Source organism: Stenotrophomonas sp. ZAC14D1_NAIMI4_1, from assembly GCF_003086775.1.
In the GTDB taxonomy this organism is placed as follows: Bacteria; Pseudomonadota; Gammaproteobacteria; order Xanthomonadales; family Xanthomonadaceae; genus Stenotrophomonas.
Genome location: NZ_CP026001.1, coordinates 2,773,715 through 2,798,409, shown reverse-complemented (window position 1 = coordinate 2,798,409; position 24,695 = coordinate 2,773,715). Strand labels below are relative to the sequence as shown.

The following is a 24,695-nucleotide window of genomic DNA, read 5'->3' as shown; positions in this document are numbered from 1 at the left end:
GAAGAAGCCGATATGATGCCGGTCGCAGTACCGTCGGCACAAGCTTGTGCTGCAACCATTTTCAGCTTCAGAGGGGTGAAAACCGCCTATGTCGACCATCCGTCCGGTGTTCTACGTTTCCGATGGAACCGGTATCACCGCTGAAACCATTGGGCATAGCCTGCTCACGCAGTTCACCGGGTTCAGCTTCATCACTGATCGAATGTCGTTCATCGACGACCCCGAAAAAGCCCGGGAAGCCTGTGCCCGGATCCAGGCAGCGGGGGAGCGGTACCAGGTCCGGCCCATCGTGGTGAACTCCTGCGTGGACCAGAGCCTGAGCCTGATCCTGGGCGAAAGCGGGGCCCTGATGCTGGACGTGTTCGCCCCGTTCATCGAGCCGCTGGAGCGGGAACTGTCCAGCCCGCGCCTGGCCCGGGTCGGCCAGGCCCACGGCATGGTGGACTTCGAGACCTACCACCGCCGCATCAACGCGATGAACTTCGCCCTGACCCACGATGACGGCATCGCGGTGAACTACGACGACGCCGACGTGATCCTGGTGGCGGTGTCGCGCGCCGGCAAGACGCCCACCTGCATCTACCTGGCCCTGCATTACGGGGTGCGCGCGGCCAATTACCCGCTGACCGACGAGGACCTGGAAAGCGACCGCCTGCCGCCGCGGCTGAGAAACTATCGTCGGAAACTATTCGGCCTGACCATCGACCCGGACCGCCTGCAGCAGATCCGCCAGGAGCGCCGGCCGAACTCGCGCTACGCCAACCTGGACACCTGCAAGCGCGAGGTGGCCGCCGCCGAGGTGATGTTCCAGATGGAGCGGATCCCGACGCTGAGCACCACCCACACCTCGATCGAGGAGATTTCCAGCAAGGTGCTGGGCACGCTGGGGCTGCAGCGCGAGATGTATTGAGGCGGCTGGTAGAGCCGGCCGCTGGCCGGCTGCCAGGGTGGCCGGCGGCAGCGGATTGCCGGCCAGCGGCCGGCACTACCCGAGGTTTCGGTCGGGCGTCCCGGGCGCAGCGGCGGTTGAACGCCCCCCTTTGGCCGGGCCCGTGCAGCCCCCACGTTGTAAGGCCAACGTGTAGGATCGACCCATGGCCCAAGCCTCGCCCCGCACCGAACGCATCCCCCGCCTGAGCCGGCTCAGCTGGCTGATGGGCCTGTATGCCGAAAACTACCGGCATCTGGTGCGCCTGTTCGCCCCGGCTGAACTGACCGCCGGCAGCTACGTCTCCTCCGTGGGCGACGGCCTGGACGTGCGCCTGGACGTGATCGAATGCCACCGCTACACGGTGGAGCTGCGCCTGACCTACGACCTGGCCGACCCGGTCACCGGCGAGCCGGACCCCTCGGCCTATGTGCGCCTGTACCGCGATGCCCGCCAGGCCGAGACCACCCACTGCTACGTGGGCCGCCGCTGGCAGGACACGATGGGCCTGTACCCGCCGCCGGCGGAGCTGATCAGCCATCGCATGCGGATGAACACCTTCCTCGGCAAGTGGCTGGAATACCTGGCCGAGCGAGGCCACGGCGTGGCTACCCTGCGCCGCGACCCGGAGGGCAGCGCGGCGCTGCCGGCCGAGCGCCGCCTGTCGCTGGTGCGCTGATCGGCCATAATCCGGGGCTGACCTGCCGCTGGATGCTGCCCCATGCCGTATACCCCGATCGTCGCCACCCTGGGCTATGTGCTCTCGCCCGATCGTCGCCAGGTGCTGATGATCCACCGCAACACGCGGCCCGGTGACCACCACCTGGGCAAGTACAACGGCCTGGGCGGCAAGGTTGAACCGACCGAGGACGTGGCGGCCGGCATGCGCCGCGAGATCGCCGAGGAAGCCGGCATCGACTGCACGGCCATGCGCCTGCGCGGCACCATCAGCTGGCCGGGCTTCGGCAAGCACGGCGAGGACTGGTTCGGCTTCGTCTTCATCATCGACAGCTTCGAAGGCAGCCCGCACGGCGGCAACCACGAGGGCACCCTGGAGTGGGTGGACGTGGACAAGCTGGACACGCTGCCGATGTGGGAGGGTGACCGCAACTTCCTGCCGCTGGTGTTCGACGCCGACCCGCGCCCGTTCCATGGGGTGATGCCGTACCGGGATGGGCGCATGCAGAGCTGGGCGTTCAGCCGGCTCTGAGGTCATTCGGGTAGCGCCGGCCGCTGGCCGGCTGCCCGATGCTGCGATATTGCCGGCCAGCGGCCGGCACTACCGGCTGCGGCTGGGCGGGTTCGGCGCGTGTTTCGGGGTATTAATACCCGGGTGATATTGACGTTTCAATATTACCCGGGCAATATTCCCGCATCGTCCCGGATGCCACCGCCATGCCTGCGCAGGAACTTGCCCCTTTCAGCTGTTTTGATGGTCATCGCCTGGTTGTTTCCGGTACTCCGGCAATGGCCGCGCTGGCGCTCAAGCAGCTGCGCGCCGACAACGCTGCGGGGCCGCTGCTGGTGTTCGACAACGCCACCGGTCGTTCCCATGATTTCGACACGCGTGGCAGCGATGCGCAGTTGCTGGCGCGCGTGGCCAAGGCGTTTCCGGTCGCGCCCGCTGCCGGGCCGGAGCCGCCTGCCGAAGCGTTGCCCGCCGCACCGCGCGGACGCGGTCGGCCCAAGCTGGGCGTGGTGGCGCGCGAGGTGACCCTGTTGTCACGCCATTGGGCGTGGCTGGCAGAGCAGCCGGGTGGGGCGTCGGTGGTGCTGCGGCGGCTGGTCGAAGCGGCCAGCCGCGAGGGTGCGGACAAGGATCGCCGGCGCCGCGACAGCGAGCGTGCCTACCACTTCCTGCAGACCATCGCAGGTGACCTGCCGGGGTTCGAGGAGGTCATCCGTGTGCTGTTCGCGCATGACCGTGACCGATTCCTCGCAGCGCTGCAGGCCTGGCCGGAGGACGTGTGCCGGCACGCGCTGTGGCTGGCCTTCGATGACAGCGCCGAACGCACCAACAGCTGACCTTCCATCGCGGCGCTGAGCCGCCGCTTCATCTGACCGCGGGCCGCAGCCCGCTCTGACTGTGCGTGCTTTGCTGGCGGAAACGCCGGGCAGGGCAGCGCCTTGCCCAAGGAATGCCATGACCATCGCTGCACAACCCATCGCCGCAGCCACCCCGCCACTGTGGAGGACCTACCTGGCCCTGCTGGTGCCCATGCTGCTGACCAATGCGCTGCAGTTGGCGGCCGGTACGCTGGACAACATCTACCTGGGGCACCTGCTGGGAACGCGGGCAGTGGCGGCTGCCGCTGCCTTCTTTCCGGTCTTCTTCCTGCTGCTGGCCCTGGTGATGGGCCTGGCAACGGGTGCGATGGTGCTGATCGGCAACGCCTGGGGGGCGGGTCAGCCGCAGCAGGCACGTGCCGTGGCTGGCAGCGCCATCGCCCTGGTCCTGCTGCTGTCGGTGCTGGTGCTCTGCGTGGGCAGCACGTTCGCGCCGCAGCTGCTGGCGGCCTTGGGCACACCAGTGGCCATCCTCGGCGAGGCCACTGTGTATGCGCGCGTGCTGCTGCTGGGCGCGCCGGTGTTCTTCCTGTTGTGGCTGGCCACGGCGATCAGCCGCGCGGTGGGCGATGCAAAGACGCCGCTGCATGCCCTGCTGCTGGCAACCGTGCTGGGACTGCTGTGCACGCCGCTGCTGATCCTGGGCTGGGGCGGACTGCCGCGACTGGGCGCTGCCAGTGCAGCGGTGTCGGCGGTGTTCGCCTCCGCCGTGGCGCTGGGCTGGTTGCTGTGGCGCTGGCGACGCCTGCGGCATCCACTGGCGCCGGGCCGCGCGCTGCTGGGGGCGATCCGTTTCGATGGGCAGCTTGTCCGTCGCATCCTGCGGATCGGTGTGCCGGCGTCGCTGCAGATGTTCAGTCTGGCGGTGGCGGAAATCGCGCTGCTGGGATGGATCAACCCGCACGGTTACCAAGCCACTGCGGCCTATGGCGCGGTCAACCAGTTGATGAGCTGGGTGCAGCTGCCGGCGATGTCGCTGGGCATCACCGCCACCATTCTGGCGGCCCATGCATCAGGGGCCGGGCGCAACGCCCGGCTGCCGTCCATCGCCCGCGTCGGTGCGTGGCTTGCGCTGGTGCTGCTGGCTGCGGTCGTGCTGCTTGTCGTGCTGCTGGCGCCGTGGCTGGTCGGCCTGATCCTGGATGCAGCCGAGGTGCAGGCACTGGCCACGCTGCAGCTGCGGACGGTGGTGTGGGGCGTGCTGGCAATGGCGCCGATGGCGGTGCTGGTGGGGGTGATGCGCGGCAGTGGAACGGTCCTGTTGCCCGCCGTGCTGGGAATGGCGGCGGTACTGCTGCTCGAGCTTCCGCTGGCGATGTGGCTGCAGTCAACGCAGGGCTTGCCGGGGCTGTGGCTGGCCTGGCCGCTGGGATTGCTGGCGATGCTGGTGATGCAGGTGGCGTGTTTCAGCCGCTGGCGGCGACGGTTGCAGGCGGTTGCCTGAGCGCTGCTGCCGATGTTGCCGGCCAGCGGCTGGCACTACCGGGTGCGGCCCGGCGGGGGCGATCAGCGCCGGTGTGCCAGCAGCAGGTGGAAGTGCTTGTCGCGGGCCTGGCCGTCATTGCCGATGGCCGTTTCCCGGTGGCTGCGCCAGGCCGAAACGCTGAAGCCGGACACCCGCAGGGCCAGTTCCACCGCATCCAGTTCGTGCAGCTGGAAATCCCCGGCAAACGGCAGGCCGCGCATGAAGGCGGCATCGCCGAAGGCCAGGCACAGGCGGCCGCCCCGGCGCAGCACCCGCGCCAGCTCGTCCAGCACCGGGGCCAGGTTCGGCCAGAAATACAGGGTATTGACTGCAAGGGCGGCGTCCGTTGACGCATCTGCCACCGGCAGTGCATGGGCATCGCCATGGCGCATCGCGGCGCGGTCGGCCAGGCCGGTACCGGCCAGCCGCTGGTTGCCGGCGTCCACCATGGCAGTGGACAGCTCGATTCCCAGGTAATGGCTGCCGGCGGCCTGCAGCAGCAGGGGCGCGAAGGCCGCGTTGCCGGGGCCGATCTCCAGCACCTGCTCGCCTGCAATGACCGCCAGCAGGCTGATCGCGGCCTGGTTCAAGGCGCCGTTGCTGCGGTTCATCGATTCGCCCACGGCCAGCGCGGCTTCGCCGTGGGGGTGCCGCAACTGCGCGGCCAGGGTGCGTGCGTCCAGCATCGACAACGTCCATGAAAAAGGGATCGGACGTGGCGTCGGCGGGTCCGCCGGTGACCATAGCGCCGGGTCGGCAACTTGGGAAGTAGGGAAACCCCTCGTCGAGGTGATCAGCAAATGGCCAGCGTCGCAGTCCCTGAGACCAGGTTGTCCACAGGGGGTGTGGATTACGCGTGGGCAACTTTGTGGATAAGCCCCGACAGGCGCCACCCCCCTAGGCTGTCAAGATGGGTGGCCAAAAATTCACCGCTGGTGATGAGCGGTGACGGGCGGGTGAAGGTCGTCGTCGGTCCGCGCTGTCGCCAGCAGCGGCGCTCGCGGTACCCTGTCCGCCTTGATCCTCCGTGAGACCCCATGAAACGTCATTTCTCGATGCTGCGTGAGTTCCAACTGGCGGACTGGTTCACCCTGGCCAACGCCTTCTGCGGCACCGGGGCCGTGTTTGCCGCCATGCGCTTCCTGCAGGACGGCGAGCGCGGCTACCTGATGTTCGGCATGGCGCTGATCCCGCTGGCCTTCATCTTCGACGCCCTCGACGGCCGCATCGCGCGCTGGCGCAAGTCCAGTTCCACCCTGGGCCGCGAGCTTGATTCGCTGTCGGACGTGATCTCCTTCGGCGTGGCCCCGGCGGCGCTGGCCTATGCCTGCGGCATGCAGGGCGGCTGGGACTGGCTGGTGCTGAGCTACTTCGTCTGCTGCGGCGTCAGCCGCCTGGCCCGTTACAACGTGACCGCCGAGTCGCTGTCCGGCGACGAGGGCAAGGTCAAGTATTTCGAGGGCACGCCCATTCCTACCAGCCTGGCGCTGGTGATCGTGCTGGCCATTGCCGCCGGCACCGACGCCATCGGCCACAACCTCTGGTTCGGGCAATGGCAGCTCGGCCCGTGGCAGCTGCACCCGATGGTGCTGCTGTTCGCCCTGTCCGGGTCGCTGATGATCAGCAAGACCCTGCACATCCCCAAGCCATGACCCAGCCCAGCGGAGGCCCGCGATGACCAGCTCGGCCCACGACGCCGGCAGCAGCGATTTCGAGACCCTGTCCCGCCAGTACTTCGGCGCCTGGGGCGATGCCCTGCGCCATGCCGCCACGCCGGGCGCACCGGCCGGGGACGACCCGGGCAGCTGGCGGCGCCTGTTTGACTGGTGGGGGCAGCTGTTGCCCGAGCAGGGGCAGGGTGCCCCGGAAGATGCGCTGCGCCGCTTCCGCGAGCAGGCCGGCAGCTGGTACGGGACCATGCAGGAAGTGGCCGCGCGCTTTGCCGGCCGCGACGCCAGCAGCGCCGACGTGGCCCAGGCCTGGCGCGAAGCCGTGCAGGGGCAGGGCGATGGCATGCTGCAGTGGATGCTGCAGGGCGCACGCGGCAGCACGCAGGCCGGTGCCTCGCTGCCCGAGTTCGCTGCCTGGCTGCAGCAATGGCAGGTGCAGGCGGGCCCGTGGCTGCAGAGCCCGGCGTTCGGCCCCGGCCGCGAGCACCAGGCGCGCTGGCAGACCCTGCTGCGCGCGCAGGAGGAATACCAACAGCATTCGCGTGCCTACGTGGACCAGATCAAGCAGGCGCTGGAAGAGGCCTTCGACCTGTTCGAGAAGCGCCTGGCCGAGCACGAACAGCCGGGCAGCCAGCTGACCAGTGCACGGGCGATGTTCGACCTGTGGATCGAGGTGGCCGAAGAGGCCTACGCCAAGGTCGCCCTGTCCGAGGCGTTCCAGCAGGTCTACGCTTCGCTGGGCAATGCGCAGATGCGCCTGCGCGCGGGCCTGCAGCGCGAGGTCGAGCAGGTGAGCGAACGCATCGGCCTGCCCACGCGCAGCGAGATGGACGCCGCCCACCGCCGCATCGCCGAGCTGGAGCGCAGCCTGCGCCGCCTGCAGGCGCAGGTGGCGGTGCTGGCCGGTACCGCCGAGGTCGACCCGGTGGCGCAGCCCGCCCCGGCCAGGGTGAAGCCGGCCGCGCGCAAGGCGGCGAAGAAGACCGCGCCGGCGAAAAAGTCCGCCGTGGCCAAGCCGGCTGCCAGCAAGGCCGCAGCAAAGAAAGCACCGGCGAAGCCCGCCACACGCCGCACCACTGCGCGGAAATAACGACCGATGAAAGGACCGCTGGGCTTCAACGCCGATGACCTGATGCAGGAAACCCTGGCCATGCAGCGCAAGCTGATGGAAGGGCTGAAGCTGCTGCCGCAGGTGGAGGACGTGGATTATGGCGCCACCGCCCGCGAGGAAATCTGGCGCGACGGCAAGGTGGTGCTGTACCGCTTCGTGGGCGAGCAGGCGCCGAGCCGCAAGCCGCCGCTGCTGATCGTCTACGCGCTGGTCAACCGGCCGTACATGGTCGACCTGCAGGCGGACCGTTCGCTGGTGCAGAAGCTGCTGGCGCTGGGCCAGGACGTGTACGTGCTGGACTGGGGCTACCCGGACCGCTCCGAGCGCTTCCAGACCCTGGAGGACTACCTGCTGCGCTACATCGACGGCGCGGTGGATGCGCTGCGTGCACGCAGCGGTGGGCCGGTGGACATGCTGGGCATCTGCCAGGGCGGCGTGTTCGCCCTGTGCTACGCCGCGCTGCGCCGGCACAAGCTGGGCAACCTGATCACCATGGTCACCCCGGTCGATTTCCATACCGCCGACAACATGCTCTCGCACTGGGCGCGGCAGGTGGACGTGGACCTGCTGGTGGACACGCTGGGCAACATCCCGGCCGACCTGATGAACGCCAGTTACCTGATGCTCAAGCCGTTCCGCCTGAACGTGCAGAAGTACGTGGGCCTGCTGGACATCCTCGATGACAAGGCCGCGCTGGAGGATTTCCTGCGCATGGAGAAGTGGATCTTCGATTCGCCGGACCTGGCGGGCGAGGCATTCCGCGACTTCATCAAGCAGTTCTACCAGGGCAACGGGCTGGTGAATGGCACGGTGCGGATCGGCGAGGAAGCGGTGGATCTGTCGAAGGTGACCCTGCCGGTGCTGAACATCTATGCCGAGCAGGATCATCTGGTGCCGCCGGACGCCTCGCGGGCCATGCGTGGGCGCTTGGGCACGGCTGATTACACCGAATCCAGTTTCCGCGGCGGGCATATCGGGATCTACGTGTCCGGCCGCGCTCAGCGCGAAGTGCCGGCAACGATCGATGGCTGGCTGAAGGCCCGCGACCCGTAGAGTCGAGCTTGCTCGACTGCCTCTGTAGACTGCCCTGGGGGGATGATGACGTACCGTATTCCGTTGATTCTTGCCGCACTGCTGGCAGCGCCGCTTGCCCACGCCGCCCCCGGCCCGCAGGCGCAGCGCGAGATCGCCCAGCTGATCGGCAGCCTGGATGGTTCGCAGTGCCGGTTCCAGCGCAACGGCAGCTGGCATGACGCGGCCGAGGCGCGTGCGCACCTGCAGCGCAAGTACGACTACCTGCTGAAGAAGGACAAGGTGGACAGCGCCGAGCAGTTCATCGAGCGCGCGGCCAGCCAGAGCAGCATGAGCGGCAAGCCTTACCGCATCCAGTGCCCCGGGCAGGCTGAACAGACCGCCGCGGCCTGGTTCGGCACCCGCCTGCAGGCGCTGCGCCAACGCACGCCGTAGACATGGCCCGGGTGTAGAGTCGAGCCACGCTCGACTGTGCCTTCTGATTCCCGAGGAGAACCGCCATGAACACCACGCCACGCACGCTGTCGCGTTCGTTGAACGATCGCATGATCGCCGGCGTGATGGGCGGCATCGCCCATCGCTTCGGCTGGAACCCGACCCTGGTGCGGATCGTGTTCGTGTTGATCTCGATCGGCTCGGCGGCTTTCCCCGGCATCCTGATCTATCTGATCCTGTGGCTGCTGATCCCGAACGAGGCCGATTGAACGCCGCCTCCCGGCCCTGGCCCCTCTGGCTGCGCGCGCTGCAGGTGCTGGGCGCGGCCTGGACCGTGCCCAATACGCTGATCGGCGTGATCGCTGGGCTGGCCGGCCTGTTGGGCGGGGCGAAGCTGCGCTGGAGCGGGCGCGACTGTGCGCTCATCTTCGACCACTGGCCCTGGGGGCCGGGTGGGGCGATCACGCTGGGCAATGTGATCCTGCACACCGGCCATGACCTGGGCATGTCGTGCCGCACCTATGCGCACCAGGCGGGGTGGGGCGTGGAGCCGCTGATCCGGCTGGATGACCACGAGCGGGCGCACGTGTACCAGTACCTGGTGCTGGGGCCGCTGTACCTGCCGGTCTACCTGTTGTGTGGGGGCGTGAGTGCGCGCAACCCGTTCGAGCGGGCGGCGGATCGTTACGCCCGGTTCGGGCATGGCTGGTGGCCGTAGTATCCCGCCAACGGCGCAGCCCCTCGTGGCTGGGGCGCGGTGATTCATGCGGGCTGGCCGGGCAGGTGGATTGCGCAGGGGGCGCTGCAAGTACGTCCCTGTAAGCTCGGTCGCCGCATCCATGCGGCTCACGCCCCTGCGCAACCCACCTGCCCGGCCACGGACACGTTCCTGCGGCGTCCAGCCACGGAAGAGAAAAAGAACAGCAGAAGCGGGTCGCGCGCTGCGCTTGCTCGCAGCCAAGCATGGCTTGGCTCTACAGGAAGCAAAGAGCGGCCGGCCAGGCCGCTCTGCTTTTGATCTTCTTTTTCTTTTCCGTGGGTGGAGGCACCCGGGAACCGTCAGGGGACGGGCGGGGTGGGTTCGCGGGACCGTTGGCGCCATGGATGGCGCCATCGAGCCCCCATGGATGGGTTTACGGCGTGTCCCGCGAATCCACCCCGCCCGGCCCGGCTCGCAATGCCAGTCGCGTCACCCACCACCCACGAGGGGCTGCGCCGTTGGCTGGAAACCCCCGTTTGTTAGCCGGAAGTTAAGGATATGTAAGCGTTCTGCAGTGATCCGGCAGTCATCTGCATGCAACCGATCGTCATTAGCCTTCGTGACGTTCCAGTCAGCTTGATCGCGGTAAGCTCTATCCCGATGAGCTCGCAAGTACCGCTCATCGTGTGCAGTACGCAGTAGCAATTTGGAGGAAGACATCACATGGCAATCGTTCTTTATGTCGGTGGTAGCAAGGATGGCGAGAAGGGCGTGGTGCCCTACGGCTTCAGCAAATCCCGCGCCGACACCGCGCTGGGGCCGGAGTTCTACACCGAGCGGTTCATGGAACTGCAGGGTGTCGGCAAGGTCCGGTTGATGGCCCTGGAAAGCCTGCGCGACGACATCGTCATGCAGCGCGCCGCCCGCCACTACCGTTGACCCCGTAGCACGCGGCAGGGCGCGCCCACCATCGCGCGCCCGCGCCGGCATCCCAGCCCCCCCGCCAGGATGCCGGCGTCCAGACCGGCCGCCGGAGGCTGAATCCCACCGCCTGTCAACGCCTTGTCCCGCTTGGCCGTGGGTTGCCAGAATGGGGCCTTCCCGTAACGCGGCCCAGACCTGAAGCAATGCACGACGCCAAGAACGCCCAGAGCGCGCTCGCCCAGCAGATCGCCCAGACCATCGCCGACGAGATCGGTGCCCAGTCCGCCCAGGTACGTGCCGCGGTCGGCCTGCTCGACGAGGGCGCCAGCGTTCCGTTCATCGCCCGCTACCGCAAGGAAGTGACCGGTGGCCTGGACGACACCCAGCTGCGCAACCTCGAAGTACGCCTGACCTACCTGCGCGAGCTGGAAGACCGCCGCGCCGCAGTGCTGGCCAGCATCGGCGAGCAGGGCAAGCTGAGCGACGCGCTGCGCAACGACATCCTCGCGGCCGATACCAAGAGCCGCCTGGAAGATCTGTACCTGCCGTACAAGCCCAAGCGCCGCACCCGCGCGCAGATCGCCCGCGAGGCCGGGCTGGAGCCGCTGGCCGATGGCCTGCTGGGCGACCCTACGCAGGACCCGCAGGTGTTCGCTGCCACCTTCGTCGATGCCGAAAAGGGCGTGGCCGATACCAAGGCGGCGCTGGAAGGCGCCCGCGCGATCCTGATGGAGCGCTGGGGCGAAGATGCCGCGCTGGTGGGCGAACTGCGCACCTGGCTGGGCGAAACCGGCGTCATCCGCGCCCGCGTGGCCGAAGGCAAGGAAACCGAGGGCGCCAAGTACCGCGATTATTTCGAGCACGCCGAATCGCTGGCGAAGATTCCCTCGCACCGCCTGCTGGCGCTGTTCCGTGCGCGCCGCGAAGAGATCCTGTTCCTGGAGCTGGATCCGGGCAGCGATGCCGAAGCCGGCCACCAGTACGCCGAAGGCCGCGTGGCACGCAAGGCCGGCATCGCCGACCAGGGCCGCGCCGGCGATCGCTGGCTGCTCGATGCCTGCCGCCTGACCTGGCGCGCGAAGCTGCACACGCACCTGCTGCTGGACCTGTTCAACCAGGCCCGCGAGAAGGCCGAGGCCGACGCCATTGCCGTGTTCGGTGACAACCTGAAGGACCTGCTGCTGGCCGCGCCGGCCGGGCCGAAGACCGTGCTGGGCCTGGATCCGGGCATCCGCACCGGCTGCAAGATCGCCGTGGTCGATGCCACCGGCAAGCTGGTGGCCACCGAGACCATCTACCCGCACGAGCCGCGCCGGCAGTGGGACCAGTCGCTGCAGACGATCAGGCAGCTGTGCGCCAAGCACAACGTCGAACTGATCGCGATCGGCAACGGCACCGCCAGCCGCGAGACCGACAAGCTGGCCGGTGAGGCGATCAAGGCCGCGGGCAACCCGAAGCTGCAGAAGGTGGTGGTCAGCGAGGCCGGTGCCTCGGTGTACTCGGCGTCTGAATTTGCGGCCAGGGAGTTCCCCGGCCTGGACGTGTCGCTGCGTGGCGCGGTGTCGATCGCCCGCCGCCTGCAGGACCCGCTGGCCGAACTGGTGAAGATCGAACCCAAGGCGATCGGCGTTGGCCAGTACCAGCACGATGTGGACCAGTACCGCCTGGCACGGGCGCTGGATGCGCGCGTGGAGGACTGCGTGAACGCTGTCGGCGTCTACGTCAACACCGCGTCGGCCGCGCTGCTGTCGCGCGTGTCCGGCCTGTCGTCCACGGTGGCCGAGAACATCGTGCGCCACCGCGATGACAACGGCCCGTTCAAGCGCCGCAAGGACCTGCTGAAGGTCGCGCGCCTGGGCGAAAAGACCTTCGAGCAGTGCGCCGGCTTCCTGCGCATCGCCGATGGAGACCAGCCGCTGGATGCCTCGGCCGTGCACCCGGAAGCCTATCCGGTGGTCGAGCGCATCGTCGCCAGCACCGCGCGCCCGATCAAGGCGCTGATCGGCGACGGCAGCTTCCTGCGTGGCCTGAAAGCCGAGCAGTTCACCGATGCGACCTTCGGCGTGCCGACCGTGCGCGACATCCTCAAGGAACTGGAAAAGCCGGGCCGCGACCCGCGTCCGGAGTTCAAGGCCGCCCGCTTCGCCGAAGGCGTGGAGGACATCAAGGACCTGCGCGAAGGCATGGTGCTGGAAGGCGTGGTCAGCAACGTGGCCGCCTTCGGTGCCTTCGTCGACATCGGCGTGCACCAGGACGGGCTCATCCATATCTCGGCGCTGTCGGACACCTTCGTCAAGGATCCGCGCGACGTGGTCAAGGCTGGCGACATCGTCAAGGTGAAGGTGCTGGAGGTGGACGTGCCGCGCAAGCGCATTGCCCTGACCCGGCGCCTGGACGACACCCCCGGCCAGGCCACCAGCCGGCCGGGCCAGCGCGAGGAGCGCGGCCAGGGGCAGGGGCCGCGCCGCGATGCAGGCGGCCCGAACCGTGGCCAGAACCGCGGGCAGGGCACGGGCGGCCGCCCCGCGCAGTCGGCGCCACCGGCCAACAACGCCCTGGCCGACGCCTTCGCCCGCGCCAAGCGCAGCTGACCTCCGCCCCCACCCGTGCTGCGGCCCGGGTGGGGGGACTTGTCGAGGTTCCCCCGCAGTGCGCACACTTGCGCCCATGGGGGGCCATCGGGCCGTCCCGACGTCGCCGGGGGAGGGCCGTGGCGCCAATCGTACCCGCCAGCATCCACCACGGTTGCAGCCCACTGCTGCGGCCGGCGCGCGCGTGCGCGCAGGGCACGGGGCGCTGATGGGCGGCCCCGGCAACAACGAAGGCACCCTGGTCGAGCGCCGCCTGCTGGAGCTGGCCGAAGACCGTCGCCGCCTGGCGATGATCATTGAAGGCACCGCCGCCGGCACCTGGGAATGGAACGTGCAGACCGGCCAGATGCGCATCAACGCGCGCTGGGCGGAGATCGTCGGCTACCGCCAGGAAGACCTGGAGCCGGTAAGCCAGGACACGTTCCAGGCATTGGTCCATCCCGATGACCTGGCGCGTTCGGATGCGGCGCTGGAAGCGCATTTCCAGGGGCACACCGATCAATACGCGTGCCTGCTGCGCATGCGCCACAAGGACGGCCGCTGGATCTGGATCCATGACCGCGGGCGCGTGTTCGAGTGGGACGGGCAGGGGCGACCGCTGTGGATGGCCGGCGCCCATGACGATGTGACCGAACTGCAGCAGGCCCGGCAGGACGCGGCGGAAATGCGCCAGCGGCTGCAGGCGCTGGTCGATGCATCCGACGAAGTGGCGGTGATGGCCACTGACCCGCAGGGCACGATCACCCTGTTCAACACCGGCGCCGAGCGCCTGCTGGGCTATTCGGCCGACGACGTGGTGGGCCGGGTCGACCCGGGCATCTTCCATGAGCCTGAAGAGATGGCCGTGTTCCTGGCGCCGCTGGCCGATGCCGAGGGGCGCCTGCCGACGATTTTCCAGGCCATGACGGCGCAGGCCCAGGGCCGCACGTTCTCGCGGCAGTGGACCTTCCTGCGCAAGGATGGCCAGCGCCGCCAGGTGCGCCTGTCGATCAGCCGCATGGACGGTGCCGACGGCCAGCGCATCGGCTACGTCGGCATGGCCATCGACATCACCGAGATGCAGCAGGCGCGTGCCGATGCGCGGCTGGCGGCGGACAAGTTCGCCGGTGCGTTCACCTCGGCGGCGCTGGGCATGGCCCTGGTCTCGCTCGAAGGGCGCTGGCTGGACGTCAACGAAGCACTGTGCCGCATCCTCGGCTACCCGCGCGAAGAGCTGCTGCAGGTCGATTTCCAGCGCCTGACCCACCCGGCCGACCTGCAGAACGACCTGGCCCTGGTGCAGGACCTGCTGGCCGGCCGGCGCAATCATTACCATCTGGAAAAGCGCTACCTGGACCGCGATGGCAACACCATCTGGGCGCGCCTGTCGGTCTCGCTGGTGCGCAACGAGCGTGGCGAGCCGCTGCATTTCGTGTCGCAGATCCAGGACGTCACCGCCCAGCGCAGCAGCGAGCAGCGCCTGTACGAAAGCGAGCAGCGCAGCCGCATCACCCTGGATGCGGTGGCCGACCTGGTGCTGAGCGTCACCCTGGCCGGGCGCATCGAGTACGCCAATGCCGCCGCCGTGCGCATGCTGGCTGGCGATGGTGCGCTGACCCTGGCCGGCCACAACGTCCAGGACGTGCTGTCGCTGACCACCGAATACGCGCCCGGCTCGGTGCTGGACGTCGCCGTGCTGCTGGACCCGGACAGCAATGCCGTGGACCTGCACGCCGACCTGCTGATGCGGATGGGCGCGGTGACGGTGCCGGTCGACCTCACCCGCGCCTGGCTGCGCGATGACGAGGGCCACGTGCGCGGCGCGGTGTGGGTGCTGCGCGACGATACCCAGCAGCGCGCCCGCCAGCGCGAGGCACGCCACCTGGCCGAGATCGACCCGCTGACCGAACTGGGCAACCGCCGGGGTTTCGAGGCGCACCTACAGCAGGCGATCACCCGCGTCGAGCGCACCGGCCAGGCCGCCTCGCTGATGTTCATCGACCTGGACCGCTTCAAGCCGGTCAACGACACCTGGGGCCATCTGGCCGGCGATGCCGTGCTGTGGGCGGTGGCCAGCGTACTGCGCCACGGCGTGCGCGATTCGGACATCGTGGCGCGGCTGGGGGGCGACGAATTCGCGGTGATCCTGCCTGGCTGTGGCCCGCGCCGTGCCGCCCGCATCGGCCGCGAACTGCTGCAGACCCTGGCCGCACTGTCCATTCCGTGGGACACGGCACGGCTGCGCATCGGCGCCAGCATCGGCATTGCGCCGCTTGAGACGGGCATGACCGTGGATGAGGCGGTGGCCTCCGCCGATGCCCAGTGCTACCGGGCCAAGGCCATGGGCCGCAACAACGTGCAGGTGCAGGGCGAACTGGGCGAACTGCCCAACGAGGACAACGAGCCGGGCTGAACCGGTACGTACCGGGCGCCCGCATGAAGCATGTTTCATTTGCCCGCACCGGCCGATTTGGCGAGCATGGGCGAGTCTGGACTTCAGCGGTGCCCATGTCGCGCGTATTGACCATCGAGGACGATGCCATCACCGCCCAGGAAATCGTGGCGGAGCTGGGCAACCATGGGCTGCAGGTGGACTGGGTGGCCGACGGCCGTGAAGGCCTGGTCCGCGCCGCCAGCGGCGACTACGACGCCATCACCCTGGACCGCATGCTGCCCGGGCTGGATGGGCTGGCCATCGTCACCACCCTGCGCCGCATCGGCGTGCAGACCCCGGTGCTGATGCTCAGCGCGTTGTCCGACGTGGACGAGCGCGTGCGCGGCCTGCGTGCCGGCGGCGATGACTACCTGACCAAGCCGTTCGCCTCCGACGAGATGGCTGCGCGGGTGGAAGTGCTGCTGCGTCGCCGCCAGCAGCCGGCCAGCAACGAGACCGTGCTGCGCGTGGGCGACCTGCAGCTGGACCTGCTGGCGCGCACCGCCCACCGGGGTGGCCGCAGCCTGAGCCTGCTGCCGACCGAGTTCAAGCTGCTGGAATACCTGATGCGCAACGCCGGGCAGGTGTTGACCCGGATGATGCTGTTCGAGGAAGTGTGGGGCTACCACTTCGACCCCGGCACCAACCTGATCGACGTCCATATCGGCCGCCTGCGGCGCAAGCTCGACCAGGCCGACCTGCCGTCGCTGATCCGTACCGTGCGCGGCAGTGGCTATGTCCTCAGCGAAACTGTCTGACGGCTGGCGTTCGTCCAGCAGCCGCCTGCTGGGGCTGTACAGCCTGCTGTTCGTGGCGTGGTCGTGCGTGCTGCTGGGCGTGCTGTACTGGCGGGTGTCGCTGTACCTGGACGAGCTGGCGCAGTCGGCGGTCCTGCAGCGGGCGCACCTGTTCGAACACTTCACCGGCGACGCGCTGACCGAAGCCCTGCGCGAGAACCGGCGCTACGACCTGCATGGCATCGACGCGTACGGGCTGTTCACCCCGCAGGGCCAGCCGCTGGCCGGGGTGCTGAAAACCCTGCCGGCGCAGCTGCCGCGCGATGGCAGCGCGCACCCGGTATCGGGCCTGCCGATCACCGATGCCAACGCGCAGGGCAAGCGTGGCTTCGGCCTGGCGATGCCGACCCGCGACGGCCGCATCCTGGTGCTGGTGCGCTACAGCGGTCCCTTGAACGAGGTGAATCACCTGATTCTTGATGCGCTGCTGTGGGGCGTGTCGCTGACCCTGGTGCCCGGCCTGCTCGGCTGGCACCTGCTGCGCCGGCGGCCACTGCGGCGCATCCAGGCCATTGAACAGGCCACCGCGCAGATCGTGGCCGGCAACCTGGGGCAGCGCCTGCCGTTGTCCAGCCGCCGCGATGAACTGGACATGCTGGCCTCGATCGTCAACGCGATGCTCGACCGCATCGAGCAGTTGATGACCGAGGTCAAAGGGGTGTGCGACAACATCGCCCACGACCTGCGCACGCCGCTGACCCGTCTGCGCGCGCAGCTGTACCGCATGCGCCAGCAGGTGGGCGATGGTGAACCGCAGGCGCTTGCGCTGGAGCAGGTGCTGGACGAGACCGATACGCTGATGGCGCGTTTCCGCGCGCTGCTGCGTATTTCCGAGCTGGAGGACCACCAGCGCCGCTCCGGTTTCGTCGCGCTGGCGCCGGAGGCGCTGCTGCACGAGATCCACGCGTTCTACGCGCCGCTGGCCGAGGAAAAGGGCCAATGGCTGGAGCTGGAACTGGCGGCGGATCTGCCTGGCGTGGTGGGTGATCGTGGGCTGTTGTTCGAGGCGATCGGCAACCTGCTGGACAACGCGATCCGGTTTGCGCCGGAGGGCGGCCGGGTGCGGCTGGCCGCGCGGGTACAGGACACTGCCACGTGCATCGTGGTGGAGGATTCCGGCCCGGGCATTCCCGAGGCGGAGCGCAGCCTGGTGTTCCAGCGGTTCCATCGGGCCGATGCGAGCGAGGGCGGGGGGTTCGGCCTGGGCCTGTCGATCGTGGCGGCCATTGCTGGCCTGCACGGGTTCCGTGTGACGGCAGGGGAGTCGCGGCTGGGCGGTGCCAGTTTCAGCCTGCTGTGCCGGCCGCAGGTGCTGTAGGGGGTGTTCTTCTGCAGGGCTTGCAGCCCTGCACCTGCTGCAATCAACGTCAACGTCAACTTCAAAAGCCTGCATTCCGTGGGATGGCGGGGTGGGTCCGGTTGCGGGGGACGCCGTAAATCCGTCCATGGAGGCTCGGTCGCGCCATCCATGGCGCTCACGCCCCCGCAACCGGACCCACCCCGCCTTCGACAGATCTCTGCGGCCTGTTGGTGCCCGCTGCAATTGGTGGGTGCCGACCGTTGGTCGGCACGGGGTCGGATATCGATGTCTGACAGATGTGTCGACCAAGGTCGACACCTACCAACAGCCGGCGTTGCCAGTAGATCCACGCCATGCGTGGATGAATTCATTCGCTATCTGACAGATGTGCCGACCAACGGTCGGCACCCACCATCAGCCGCGTGAACCTGTCGGGGGTGGGGCGGTGTGGGTGGGCAGGACCGTTGGCGCCATGGATGGCGCCATCGAGCCCCCATGGACGGGTTTACGGCGTGTCCTGCCCACCCACACCGCCCCGCCCGACCAGCAGAAAACCAGAGCTGCCCTGGCTTTGGCTTTGGCCTTTGCATTAAGCAGGTGCAGGGCGCAGCCCTGCCGAACCCCACCCCTTTCATGAAAGATGTTTCATCCACGGCACAGCTTTGTTTTAACTGCCAGCGCCGATACTTTCCGGCCTGCGCTGCCCACGGTGGGCACACGCACTGCTGGAGAGCTGCATGCTCGGCTTGGTCAGGACCGCGCTCAACAAGCCTTACACCTTCGTGGTGATGGCCATTTTCATCTGCATCGTCGGTCCGCTCAGCGCCCTGCGTACGCCCACCGACGTGTTCCCCGACATCGGCATCCCCGTCATCGCCGTCGTCTGGCAGTACACCGGCCTGTCCCCCGATGCCATGTCCGGCCGCGTCATCTCGCCCTACGAGCGCGCGCTCAGCACCACCGTCAACGACATCGAACACATCGAATCGCAGTCGCTGGCCGGCATGGGCGTGGTCAAGGTGTTCTTCCAGCCCGGCGTGGACATCCGTACCGCCAACGCGCAGATCACCGCCATCTCGCAGACCATCGTCAAGCAGATGCCGGCCGGCATGACCCCGCCGCTGATCCTCAACTACAGCGCCTCCACCGTGCCGGTGCTGCAGATGGCGTTCTCCAGCCCGACCCTGGGCGAATCGCAGATCCGCGACCTGGCGCAGAACACCGTGCGCCCACCGCTCACCTCCATTCCCGGCCTGGCCATCCCCGCACCCTACGGCGGCAAGCAGCGGCAGATCACCCTCGACCTCGATCCGCAGGCGCTGGCAGCCAAGGGCTTGTCCGCGCAGGACGTCGGCAACGCGCTGGCCGCGCAGAACCAGATCACCCCGGTGGGCACGGCCAAGCTCGGCGGCAACGAGTTCACCGTGCTGCTCAACAACAGCCCCAGCGACATCGAAGCGCTCAACGATCTGCCGATCCGCACGGTCAATGGCGCGGTGGTCACCATCGGCCAGGTCGCCCACGTGCGCGATGGCTCGCCGCCACAGACCAACATCGTGCGCGTCAACGGCGGCCACTCGGTGCTGATGGCCGCGCTGAAGAATGGCGATGCTTCCACGCTCACCCTGGTCAGCCGCATCCGCGCCATGCTGCCGCAGATCGGCGAAACCCTGCCGCCATCGCTGAAGATCTCGCTGCTCGGCGATGCCTCCACCTTCGTGCGTGAATCGATCAGCAGTGTCGCCCGCGAAGGCATCATCGCCGCGCTGCTCACCAGCGTGATGATCCTGGTCTTCCTCGGCAGCTGGCGCTCGACGGTGATCATTGCGGCGTCGATTCCGCTGGCGGTGCTCTCGGCCATCGCGCTGCTGTCGGCGGCCGGGCAGACGCTCAACGTGATGACCCTGGGCGGCCTGGCGCTGGCCGTGGGCATCCTGGTGGACGACGCCACGGTGACCATCGAGAACGTCAACTGGCACCTGGAACAGGGCAAGGGCGTGCGCGAGGCCATCCTCGATGGCGCCGCACAGATCGTCGGCCCGGCGTTCGTCTCGCTGCTGTGCATCTGCATCGTGTTCGTGCCGATGTTCCTGCTCGATGGCATCGCCGGCTACCTGTTCCGGCCGATGGCGCTGGCAGTCATCTTCGCCATGGGCAGTTCGTTCGTGCTGTCGCGCACCCTGGTGCCGACCATGGCGCTGTACCTGCTGCGCCCGCACCGGGTCGAGCATGGCGTGGGCCACCATCCCGAAGATGCCTTCCTCAACCATCACGAGGGCGATCATCCGCAGCACCGCCGTGCGCGCCTGGCCGCCACGCTGGTGCGCTGGCAGCAGCGTTTCGAAGCCGGTTTCTCGGCCGTGCGTGACCGCTACCACGCGCTGCTGGGCCTGGCCCTGGGCAACCGCCGGCCGTTCCTGATCGGCTTCATGGCCTGCGTGCTGGTGTCCTTCGCGCTGCTGCCGACCCTGGGCCAGGATTTCTTCCCGGCCACCGAGGCCAGTGCGCTGTCGCTGCATGTGCGCCTGCCGCTGGGCACCCGCATCGAGGAAACCGCTGCTGCCTTCGATCGCATTGAAGCGCGCATCCGCCAGGAAGTCCCGCCGGCCGAGATCGATGCCATCGTCGACAACCTGGGCCTGCCGATGACCGGCATCAACATGGCCTACAGCGGCAGCGGCACCATCGGCCCGCAGGACGGTGACATCCAGGTTTCGCTGAAGCCCGGACACGGTGATGCGGCCGGGTACGAGCGTCGCCTCCGCGAAGTGCTGCCCGCCGCCTTCCCGGGCACCAGCTTCGCCTTCCTGCCGGCCGATACCAGCAGCCAGATCCTCAACTTCGGTTCGCCGGCGCCGATGGATGTGCGCATTGCCGGGCCCAATGCGGCCGGCAACCGCGCCTATGCGCAGGAACTGATCCGCCGGCTGCGCCACGTGCCCGGCCTGGTCGATCTGCGCCTGCAGCAGCCCGATGGCTACCCGACGCTGAAGGTGGACGTGGACCGCCTGCGCGCCAACGGCCTGGGCATCACCGAGCGCGACGTCACCAACAGCATGGTCGCCTCGCTGGCCGGCAGTGGCCAGGTGGCGCCGACGTTCTGGCTGAGCCCGAAGAACGGCATCTCCTACGGCGTGGTGGCCGCCACCCCGCAGTACCGCATGGACAGCCTGGCCGCCTTGAGCGCGTTGCCGGTCACCGGCAGCAGCGGCGTGCCGCAGGTGCTGGGCGGCCTGGCCGAGATCCAGCGCGGGTCCAGTTCGGCGGTGGTGACCCACTACAACGTGCAGCCCACCCTGGACGTGTACGCCAGCGTGCAGGGGCGTGACCTGGGCGCGGTGGCCGCCGATGTGCAGAAGGTCATCGATGGCATGGCCAGCCAGCGCCCGCGTGGCACCGAGGTCGGCCTGCACGGCCAGATCGATGCGCTGCATGTGGCCTTTACCGGCCTCGGCTACGGCCTGCTGGCCGCCATCGTGCTGATCTATCTGCTGATCGTCATCAACTTCCAGTCGTGGACAGACCCGTTCGTCATCATCACCGCGCTGCCCGCTGGCCTCGCCGGTGTGGTCTGGATGCTGTTCCTCACCCACACATCGTTGTCGGTGCCCGCGCTGACCGGGGCCATCCTGTGCATGGGCGTGGCCACGGCCAATTCGATCCTGGTGGTCAGTTTCTGCCGCGAGCGCCTGGCCGAACACGGCGATGCCGCCAAGGCCGCGCTGGAAGCCGGGTTCACCCGTTTCCGGCCGGTCTGCATGACCGCGCTGGCGATGATCCTGGGCATGCTGCCGACCGCACTGTCCACCGAGCAGAACGCGCCGCTGGGCCGCGCGGTCATCGGCGGCCTGCTGCTGGCGACGTGCGCCACCCTGTTGTTCGTGCCGGTGGTGTTTGCCCTGGCCCACTCGCGTAAGCCCCGCACCGCCCCCGCTGGAGAGCCCCTGCATGTCTGATGCTTCGCTGCCGCAGCGTTCGCTGCGCCGCCCCCTCATCCTGGGTGCCGCCATCGCGGTGGTCGTGGTTGCCGCCGGCCTGGCCCTGCGCGCGCAGCAGGCCCACGCCGTGGTGGAATGGACCGAGCGCCAGGCGGTGCCGGCCGTGCAGGTTGTCACGGCCGGTGCACAGGCGGCGGCGGGCACGATGACCCTGCCGGCGCACCTGACTGCCTGGACCGAAGCGCCCATCCACGCGCGCGTCGGTGGCTACCTCAAATCGTGGACTGCCGACATCGGCCAGTCGGTCAAGGCCGGCCAGGTTCTGGCGGTGATCGACAGCCCGGAACTGGACCAGCAGATCGCCCAGGCCCACGCCCACCTGCTGCAGGCACAGGCCGATGCCGCGCTGGCCAAGGTCAGTGCCGAGCGCTGGCAGGGCATGCTGGGCAGCCATTCGGTGTCGCGCCAGGAAGCCGATGAGAAGCAGGCCAATGCGCTGGCGGCGCAGGCCAGCGTGGAAGCGGCGCAGGCCGACTATGCGCGGCTGCAGGAGCTGGGGCGCTACCGCACGCTGCGCGCACCGTTCGATGGCACCGTGACCTCGCGGCAGACCGACGTCGGCCAGCTGATCCGCGCCGATGACAGCGGCCGCGAACTGTTCAACATTGCCGATACGCGCCGCCTGCGCCTGATGGTGCCGGTGCCGCAGAACAGCGCGGGCAGCATCACGCCGGGGCTGCAGGCCAGCCTGCAGGTGCCGGGCCAGTCCGGCCGCCACTTCACCGCCACGCTGCAGGGTGACTCCAGTGCGATCGACCGCAGTTCGGGCACGCTGCTGGCGCAGTTCGTGGTCGACAATGCCGACGGCGCGCTGCTGCCGGGCAGCTACGCCGAAGTGACCCTGCCGCAGCAGGGCGGCGGCGACGGCGTCAGCGTGCCGGCCGAGGTGCTGATCTTCCGCGCCAAGGGCACCCAGGTGGCGGTGGTCGATGGCAAGGACATCGTGCACCTGCGCGACATCCACATCGCCAGCGACCTGGGCAGCACGCTGCGCGTGGACCGCGGCCTGAAGGCCGGCGACTGGGTCATTCCCAACCCGCCCGACGCGCTGCGCGAAGGCGACCACGTGCGCGTGGTCGCCGGTGAGCAGGAGCCTGCACATGCGCGTGGTTGAACGCCGGCTGGTGCTGGTGCTGGGCGCGGTGCTGCTCGGCGGTTGTTCGCTCGCGCCGACTTACCAGGTGCCTGCCGTGGCGATGCCGGCCGGCTATGAAGGCGGTGGCGCATCCGCGGCCGCCTCGCCGTTGCCGGCTGCCTGGTGGCAGGCCTTCCAGGATCCGCAGCTGGACCACCTGCAGCAGCAGCTGGTCGAGGCCAGCCCGACGCTGGCGCTGGCCGTGGCCCATTACGATGCCGCGCGTGCCGCAGCCGGTGAAGTGACGTCGGCCCGTGCGCCACAGGTCGGCTTCAGTGGTGGCCCGATGCGCCAGCGCCAGTCCGATGACAAGCCGCTGCGCAGTGCCACCCAGCCTGCGATCTACGACAGCAACAGCGCGGCGTTCTCGCTGTCCTTCGACCTGGACCTGTGGGGACGCCTGCGCAACGCCGCTGCTGCGGCAGGGGCGCGTGCCGAGGCCAGTGGCGATGACCTGGCGGCAGCACGGCTGAGCCTGTCGCAGCAGATGGCCGGGCTGTACCTGCAGCTGCGCGGCGCCGAGGCGCAGCAGGTGATCCTGCGCGACAGCATCGACGACTACCGGCAGGCGCTGGCCCTGACCGAAGACCGGTTCCGCGGCGAGATCGCCTCGGAACTGGACGTGGCCCGCGCGCGCCACCAGCTGGCCAGCGCGCAGGCCGACCTGGACGCACTGGATGCACGCCACGCGCTGCTGCGCCATGCCATCGCCGAACTGGTGGGGGCCCCGGCCAGTGGCTTCGTGCTGGCCGATGGCAATCTGCCGACGCTGCCGCAGGTTCCCGCGGACCTGCCCAGCAAGCTGTTGCAGCAGCGCCCGGACATCGCTGCAGCCGAGCGGCGGGTGTTTGCCGCCAACGCCGGCATCGGGGTGGCGCGTGCCGCCTGGTTCCCGCAGCTCAGCCTGACCGGACTGCTGGGCGGGCAGACCTCCGGCAGCGCGTCGGTGCTGGACGTGGGCAACCGCTACTGGGCACTGGGCCCGCTGGCCGCGCTGCCGGTGTTCGATGGCGGCCGCCGCAGGGCTGCGAAGGCGCAGGCCTACGCCGAGTTCGATGCGGCCTCGGCGCAGTACCGGGCCACGGTGCTGGCGGCGATCCGCCAGGTCGAGGACCAGCTGACCCTGCTGCGCCAGCTGGATGCGCAGCGCGGGCACGAGGACGACGCCGTGCAGGCCGCGCGGCGCGCAGAACAGATCGCACGCGACCGCTACGCCGGCGGCGCGGTGAGCTACCTGGATGTAGTGAGTGCGCAGACCGACGCGCGGCAGGCGCAGCTGGGCCTGCAGGACATCCAGAGCCGGCAGCTGCAGGCCAGCGCGGCGCTGATGGCGGCCCTCGGCGGCGGCTGGGCGCGCTGAGTCCGGCCACGGTCTCAACCTGTGAGAGGGCGGGGCGGAACAATCGCCCCATCGCCACCTCAGCAGGGAAGTGCCATGAGCCGTTGGAACACCCACATCGCCGGCGCCTACGCGCCCGCCAGCATCGGCTGGCTGCTGGCCCTGGCCGGCGGCCTGCGACTGGAACAGCTGCGTGCCGACCCGCTGGCGCAGTCGCTGGTGCCGGTGCTGCAATGGGGCGTGGCCAGCGCACTGCTGGCTACCCTGGCCTGCATCATCGGCGCCAGCGCCGTACTGTGGCGCAACGGGCGCCGCCCCCGCTGAGCAGGCCAGTCTTGGTAGAGTCGAGCCGTGCTCGACTGCCTGTGCAGACGGCAGTCGAGCACGGCTCGACGCTACCAATGACGAGGTTGTTGATGTTCGCCTGGGATGAAACCGCCTTTATCGGATTGTTCGGCGTCGCACCGTCGGTGGACGCCTCCGACGGCATCGACGTGCAGGTGGTGCATGCGCAGGGAGGCGTCCGCCTGCTGTTGTCCTTCAGCGTGCTGAGCGGTGATGCACGCGTGCAGGTGTTTGCGGCGGGACAGGGCGAGCCGGTGTTTGACGGCTGCCTCGCATCCAGCCCGGGCGCGCGGGTGGTCCGCAATGCAGGGGCCGAGTTCGTCGAGATCGGTGGGGCCGGCAGCTGGCCGCATGCGCGCGGCTACGACATGCAGCAGCCCTTGGAGCATGGGCTGCGCGTGTTCGTCTCGCCCGCGTTGATGGTCAAGACGTTCGGCCCGTAGCG

The 24,695-nt window shown here is 68.8% G+C and carries 22 protein-coding genes; 21 read left to right on the top strand and 1 reads right to left on the bottom strand.

The features are described from left to right. Positions 1–88 precede the first annotated feature (88 nt). From C1927_RS12960 to C1927_RS12940, 5 genes are all read left to right on the top strand, one after another. Positions 89–910: a pyruvate, water dikinase regulatory protein gene (locus C1927_RS12960; RefSeq protein ID WP_079222303.1), complete on the top strand. Its 822-nt coding sequence runs from the start codon at positions 89–91 to the stop codon at positions 908–910. A 184-nt stretch (positions 911–1,094) separates the two neighbouring features. After that, complete coding sequence (locus C1927_RS12955; RefSeq protein WP_079222302.1) at positions 1,095–1,607, top strand: DUF1249 domain-containing protein; 513 nt, start codon at positions 1,095–1,097, stop codon at positions 1,605–1,607. Between the two features lie 42 nt (positions 1,608–1,649). Then, entirely contained in the window at positions 1,650–2,138 is a 489-nt protein-coding gene (locus tag C1927_RS12950) for an 8-oxo-dGTP diphosphatase (protein ID WP_079222301.1), read from the top strand. Positions 2,139–2,323: 185 nt separating this feature from the next. Then, positions 2,324–2,953: a DUF2239 family protein gene (locus C1927_RS12945; RefSeq protein WP_108746912.1), complete on the top strand. Its 630-nt coding sequence runs from the start codon at positions 2,324–2,326 to the stop codon at positions 2,951–2,953. A 118-nt stretch (positions 2,954–3,071) separates the two neighbouring features. Beyond that, positions 3,072–4,439, top strand: a complete 1,368-nt coding sequence (locus C1927_RS12940; protein ID WP_108746911.1) for an MATE family efflux transporter — start codon at positions 3,072–3,074, stop codon at positions 4,437–4,439. A 62-nt stretch (positions 4,440–4,501) separates the two neighbouring features. Here the strand turns inward: C1927_RS12940 and C1927_RS12935 are convergent, their stop codons facing one another. Further along, entirely contained in the window at positions 4,502–5,152 is a 651-nt protein-coding gene (locus tag C1927_RS12935) for a class I SAM-dependent methyltransferase (protein WP_108746910.1), read from the bottom strand. A gap of 345 nt (positions 5,153–5,497) precedes the next feature. On the opposite strand from C1927_RS12935, the gene C1927_RS12930 reads away from it, so the two are divergent. The 16 genes from C1927_RS12930 to C1927_RS12855 all read left to right on the top strand — a co-directional run bounded on the left by C1927_RS12930 (position 5,498) and on the right by C1927_RS12855 (position 24,693). Further along, on the top strand, positions 5,498–6,112 hold the full coding sequence (locus tag C1927_RS12930; protein WP_108746909.1) for a phosphatidylcholine/phosphatidylserine synthase: 615 nt from the start codon (positions 5,498–5,500) through the stop codon (positions 6,110–6,112). Positions 6,113–6,134: 22 nt separating this feature from the next. Then, positions 6,135–7,220 (top strand): class III poly(R)-hydroxyalkanoic acid synthase subunit PhaE, encoded by a 1,086-nt coding sequence (gene phaE / locus C1927_RS12925; protein ID WP_108746908.1) that lies wholly within the window; start codon positions 6,135–6,137, stop codon positions 7,218–7,220. A gap of 6 nt (positions 7,221–7,226) precedes the next feature. Next, a complete protein-coding gene (gene phaC, locus C1927_RS12920) occupies positions 7,227–8,294 on the top strand; it encodes a class III poly(R)-hydroxyalkanoic acid synthase subunit PhaC (protein ID WP_108746907.1) in 1,068 nt (355 codons plus the stop codon). Between the two features lie 45 nt (positions 8,295–8,339). Next, positions 8,340–8,708: a YfeK family protein gene (locus C1927_RS12915; protein ID WP_108747844.1), complete on the top strand. Its 369-nt coding sequence runs from the start codon at positions 8,340–8,342 to the stop codon at positions 8,706–8,708. A gap of 65 nt (positions 8,709–8,773) precedes the next feature. Then, entirely contained in the window at positions 8,774–8,977 is a 204-nt protein-coding gene (locus tag C1927_RS12910; protein ID WP_079222293.1) for a PspC domain-containing protein, read from the top strand. Then, positions 8,974–9,426, top strand: coding sequence for a hypothetical protein (locus tag C1927_RS12905; protein ID WP_079222292.1), 453 nt, complete (start codon positions 8,974–8,976; stop codon positions 9,424–9,426). The genes C1927_RS12910 and C1927_RS12905 overlap by 4 nt, the downstream gene beginning before the upstream one ends. Before the next feature lie 705 nt (positions 9,427–10,131). Next, a complete protein-coding gene (locus tag C1927_RS12900; RefSeq protein WP_025879252.1) occupies positions 10,132–10,347 on the top strand; it encodes a hypothetical protein in 216 nt (71 codons plus the stop codon). A 188-nt stretch (positions 10,348–10,535) separates the two neighbouring features. Further along, a complete protein-coding gene (locus C1927_RS12895) occupies positions 10,536–12,923 on the top strand; it encodes a Tex family protein (RefSeq protein WP_108746906.1) in 2,388 nt (795 codons plus the stop codon). Positions 12,924–13,131: 208 nt separating this feature from the next. Beyond that, entirely contained in the window at positions 13,132–15,315 is a 2,184-nt protein-coding gene (locus C1927_RS12890; protein WP_108747843.1) for a PAS domain S-box protein, read from the top strand. 95 nt (positions 15,316–15,410) lie between these two features. Continuing rightward, entirely contained in the window at positions 15,411–16,094 is a 684-nt protein-coding gene (locus tag C1927_RS12885; RefSeq protein WP_079222289.1) for a response regulator transcription factor, read from the top strand. Then, positions 16,072–17,451, top strand: coding sequence for an ATP-binding protein (locus C1927_RS12880; protein WP_108746905.1), 1,380 nt, complete (start codon positions 16,072–16,074; stop codon positions 17,449–17,451). Before C1927_RS12885 ends, C1927_RS12880 begins: the two co-directional genes overlap by 23 nt. Positions 17,452–18,170: 719 nt before the next feature. After that, complete coding sequence (locus C1927_RS12875) at positions 18,171–21,389, top strand: efflux RND transporter permease subunit (RefSeq protein WP_108746904.1); 3,219 nt, start codon at positions 18,171–18,173, stop codon at positions 21,387–21,389. Continuing rightward, on the top strand, positions 21,382–22,545 hold the full coding sequence (locus tag C1927_RS12870) for an efflux RND transporter periplasmic adaptor subunit (protein WP_108746903.1): 1,164 nt from the start codon (positions 21,382–21,384) through the stop codon (positions 22,543–22,545). The genes C1927_RS12875 and C1927_RS12870 overlap by 8 nt, the downstream gene beginning before the upstream one ends. After that, complete coding sequence (locus C1927_RS12865) at positions 22,532–23,926, top strand: efflux transporter outer membrane subunit (protein WP_108746902.1); 1,395 nt, start codon at positions 22,532–22,534, stop codon at positions 23,924–23,926. The genes C1927_RS12870 and C1927_RS12865 overlap by 14 nt, the downstream gene beginning before the upstream one ends. Before the next feature lie 75 nt (positions 23,927–24,001). Next, positions 24,002–24,229: a hypothetical protein gene (locus tag C1927_RS12860; protein WP_108746901.1), complete on the top strand. Its 228-nt coding sequence runs from the start codon at positions 24,002–24,004 to the stop codon at positions 24,227–24,229. 92 nt (positions 24,230–24,321) lie between these two features. Continuing rightward, positions 24,322–24,693: a hypothetical protein gene (locus C1927_RS12855; protein WP_108746900.1), complete on the top strand. Its 372-nt coding sequence runs from the start codon at positions 24,322–24,324 to the stop codon at positions 24,691–24,693. Positions 24,694–24,695: the final 2 nt, after the last annotated feature.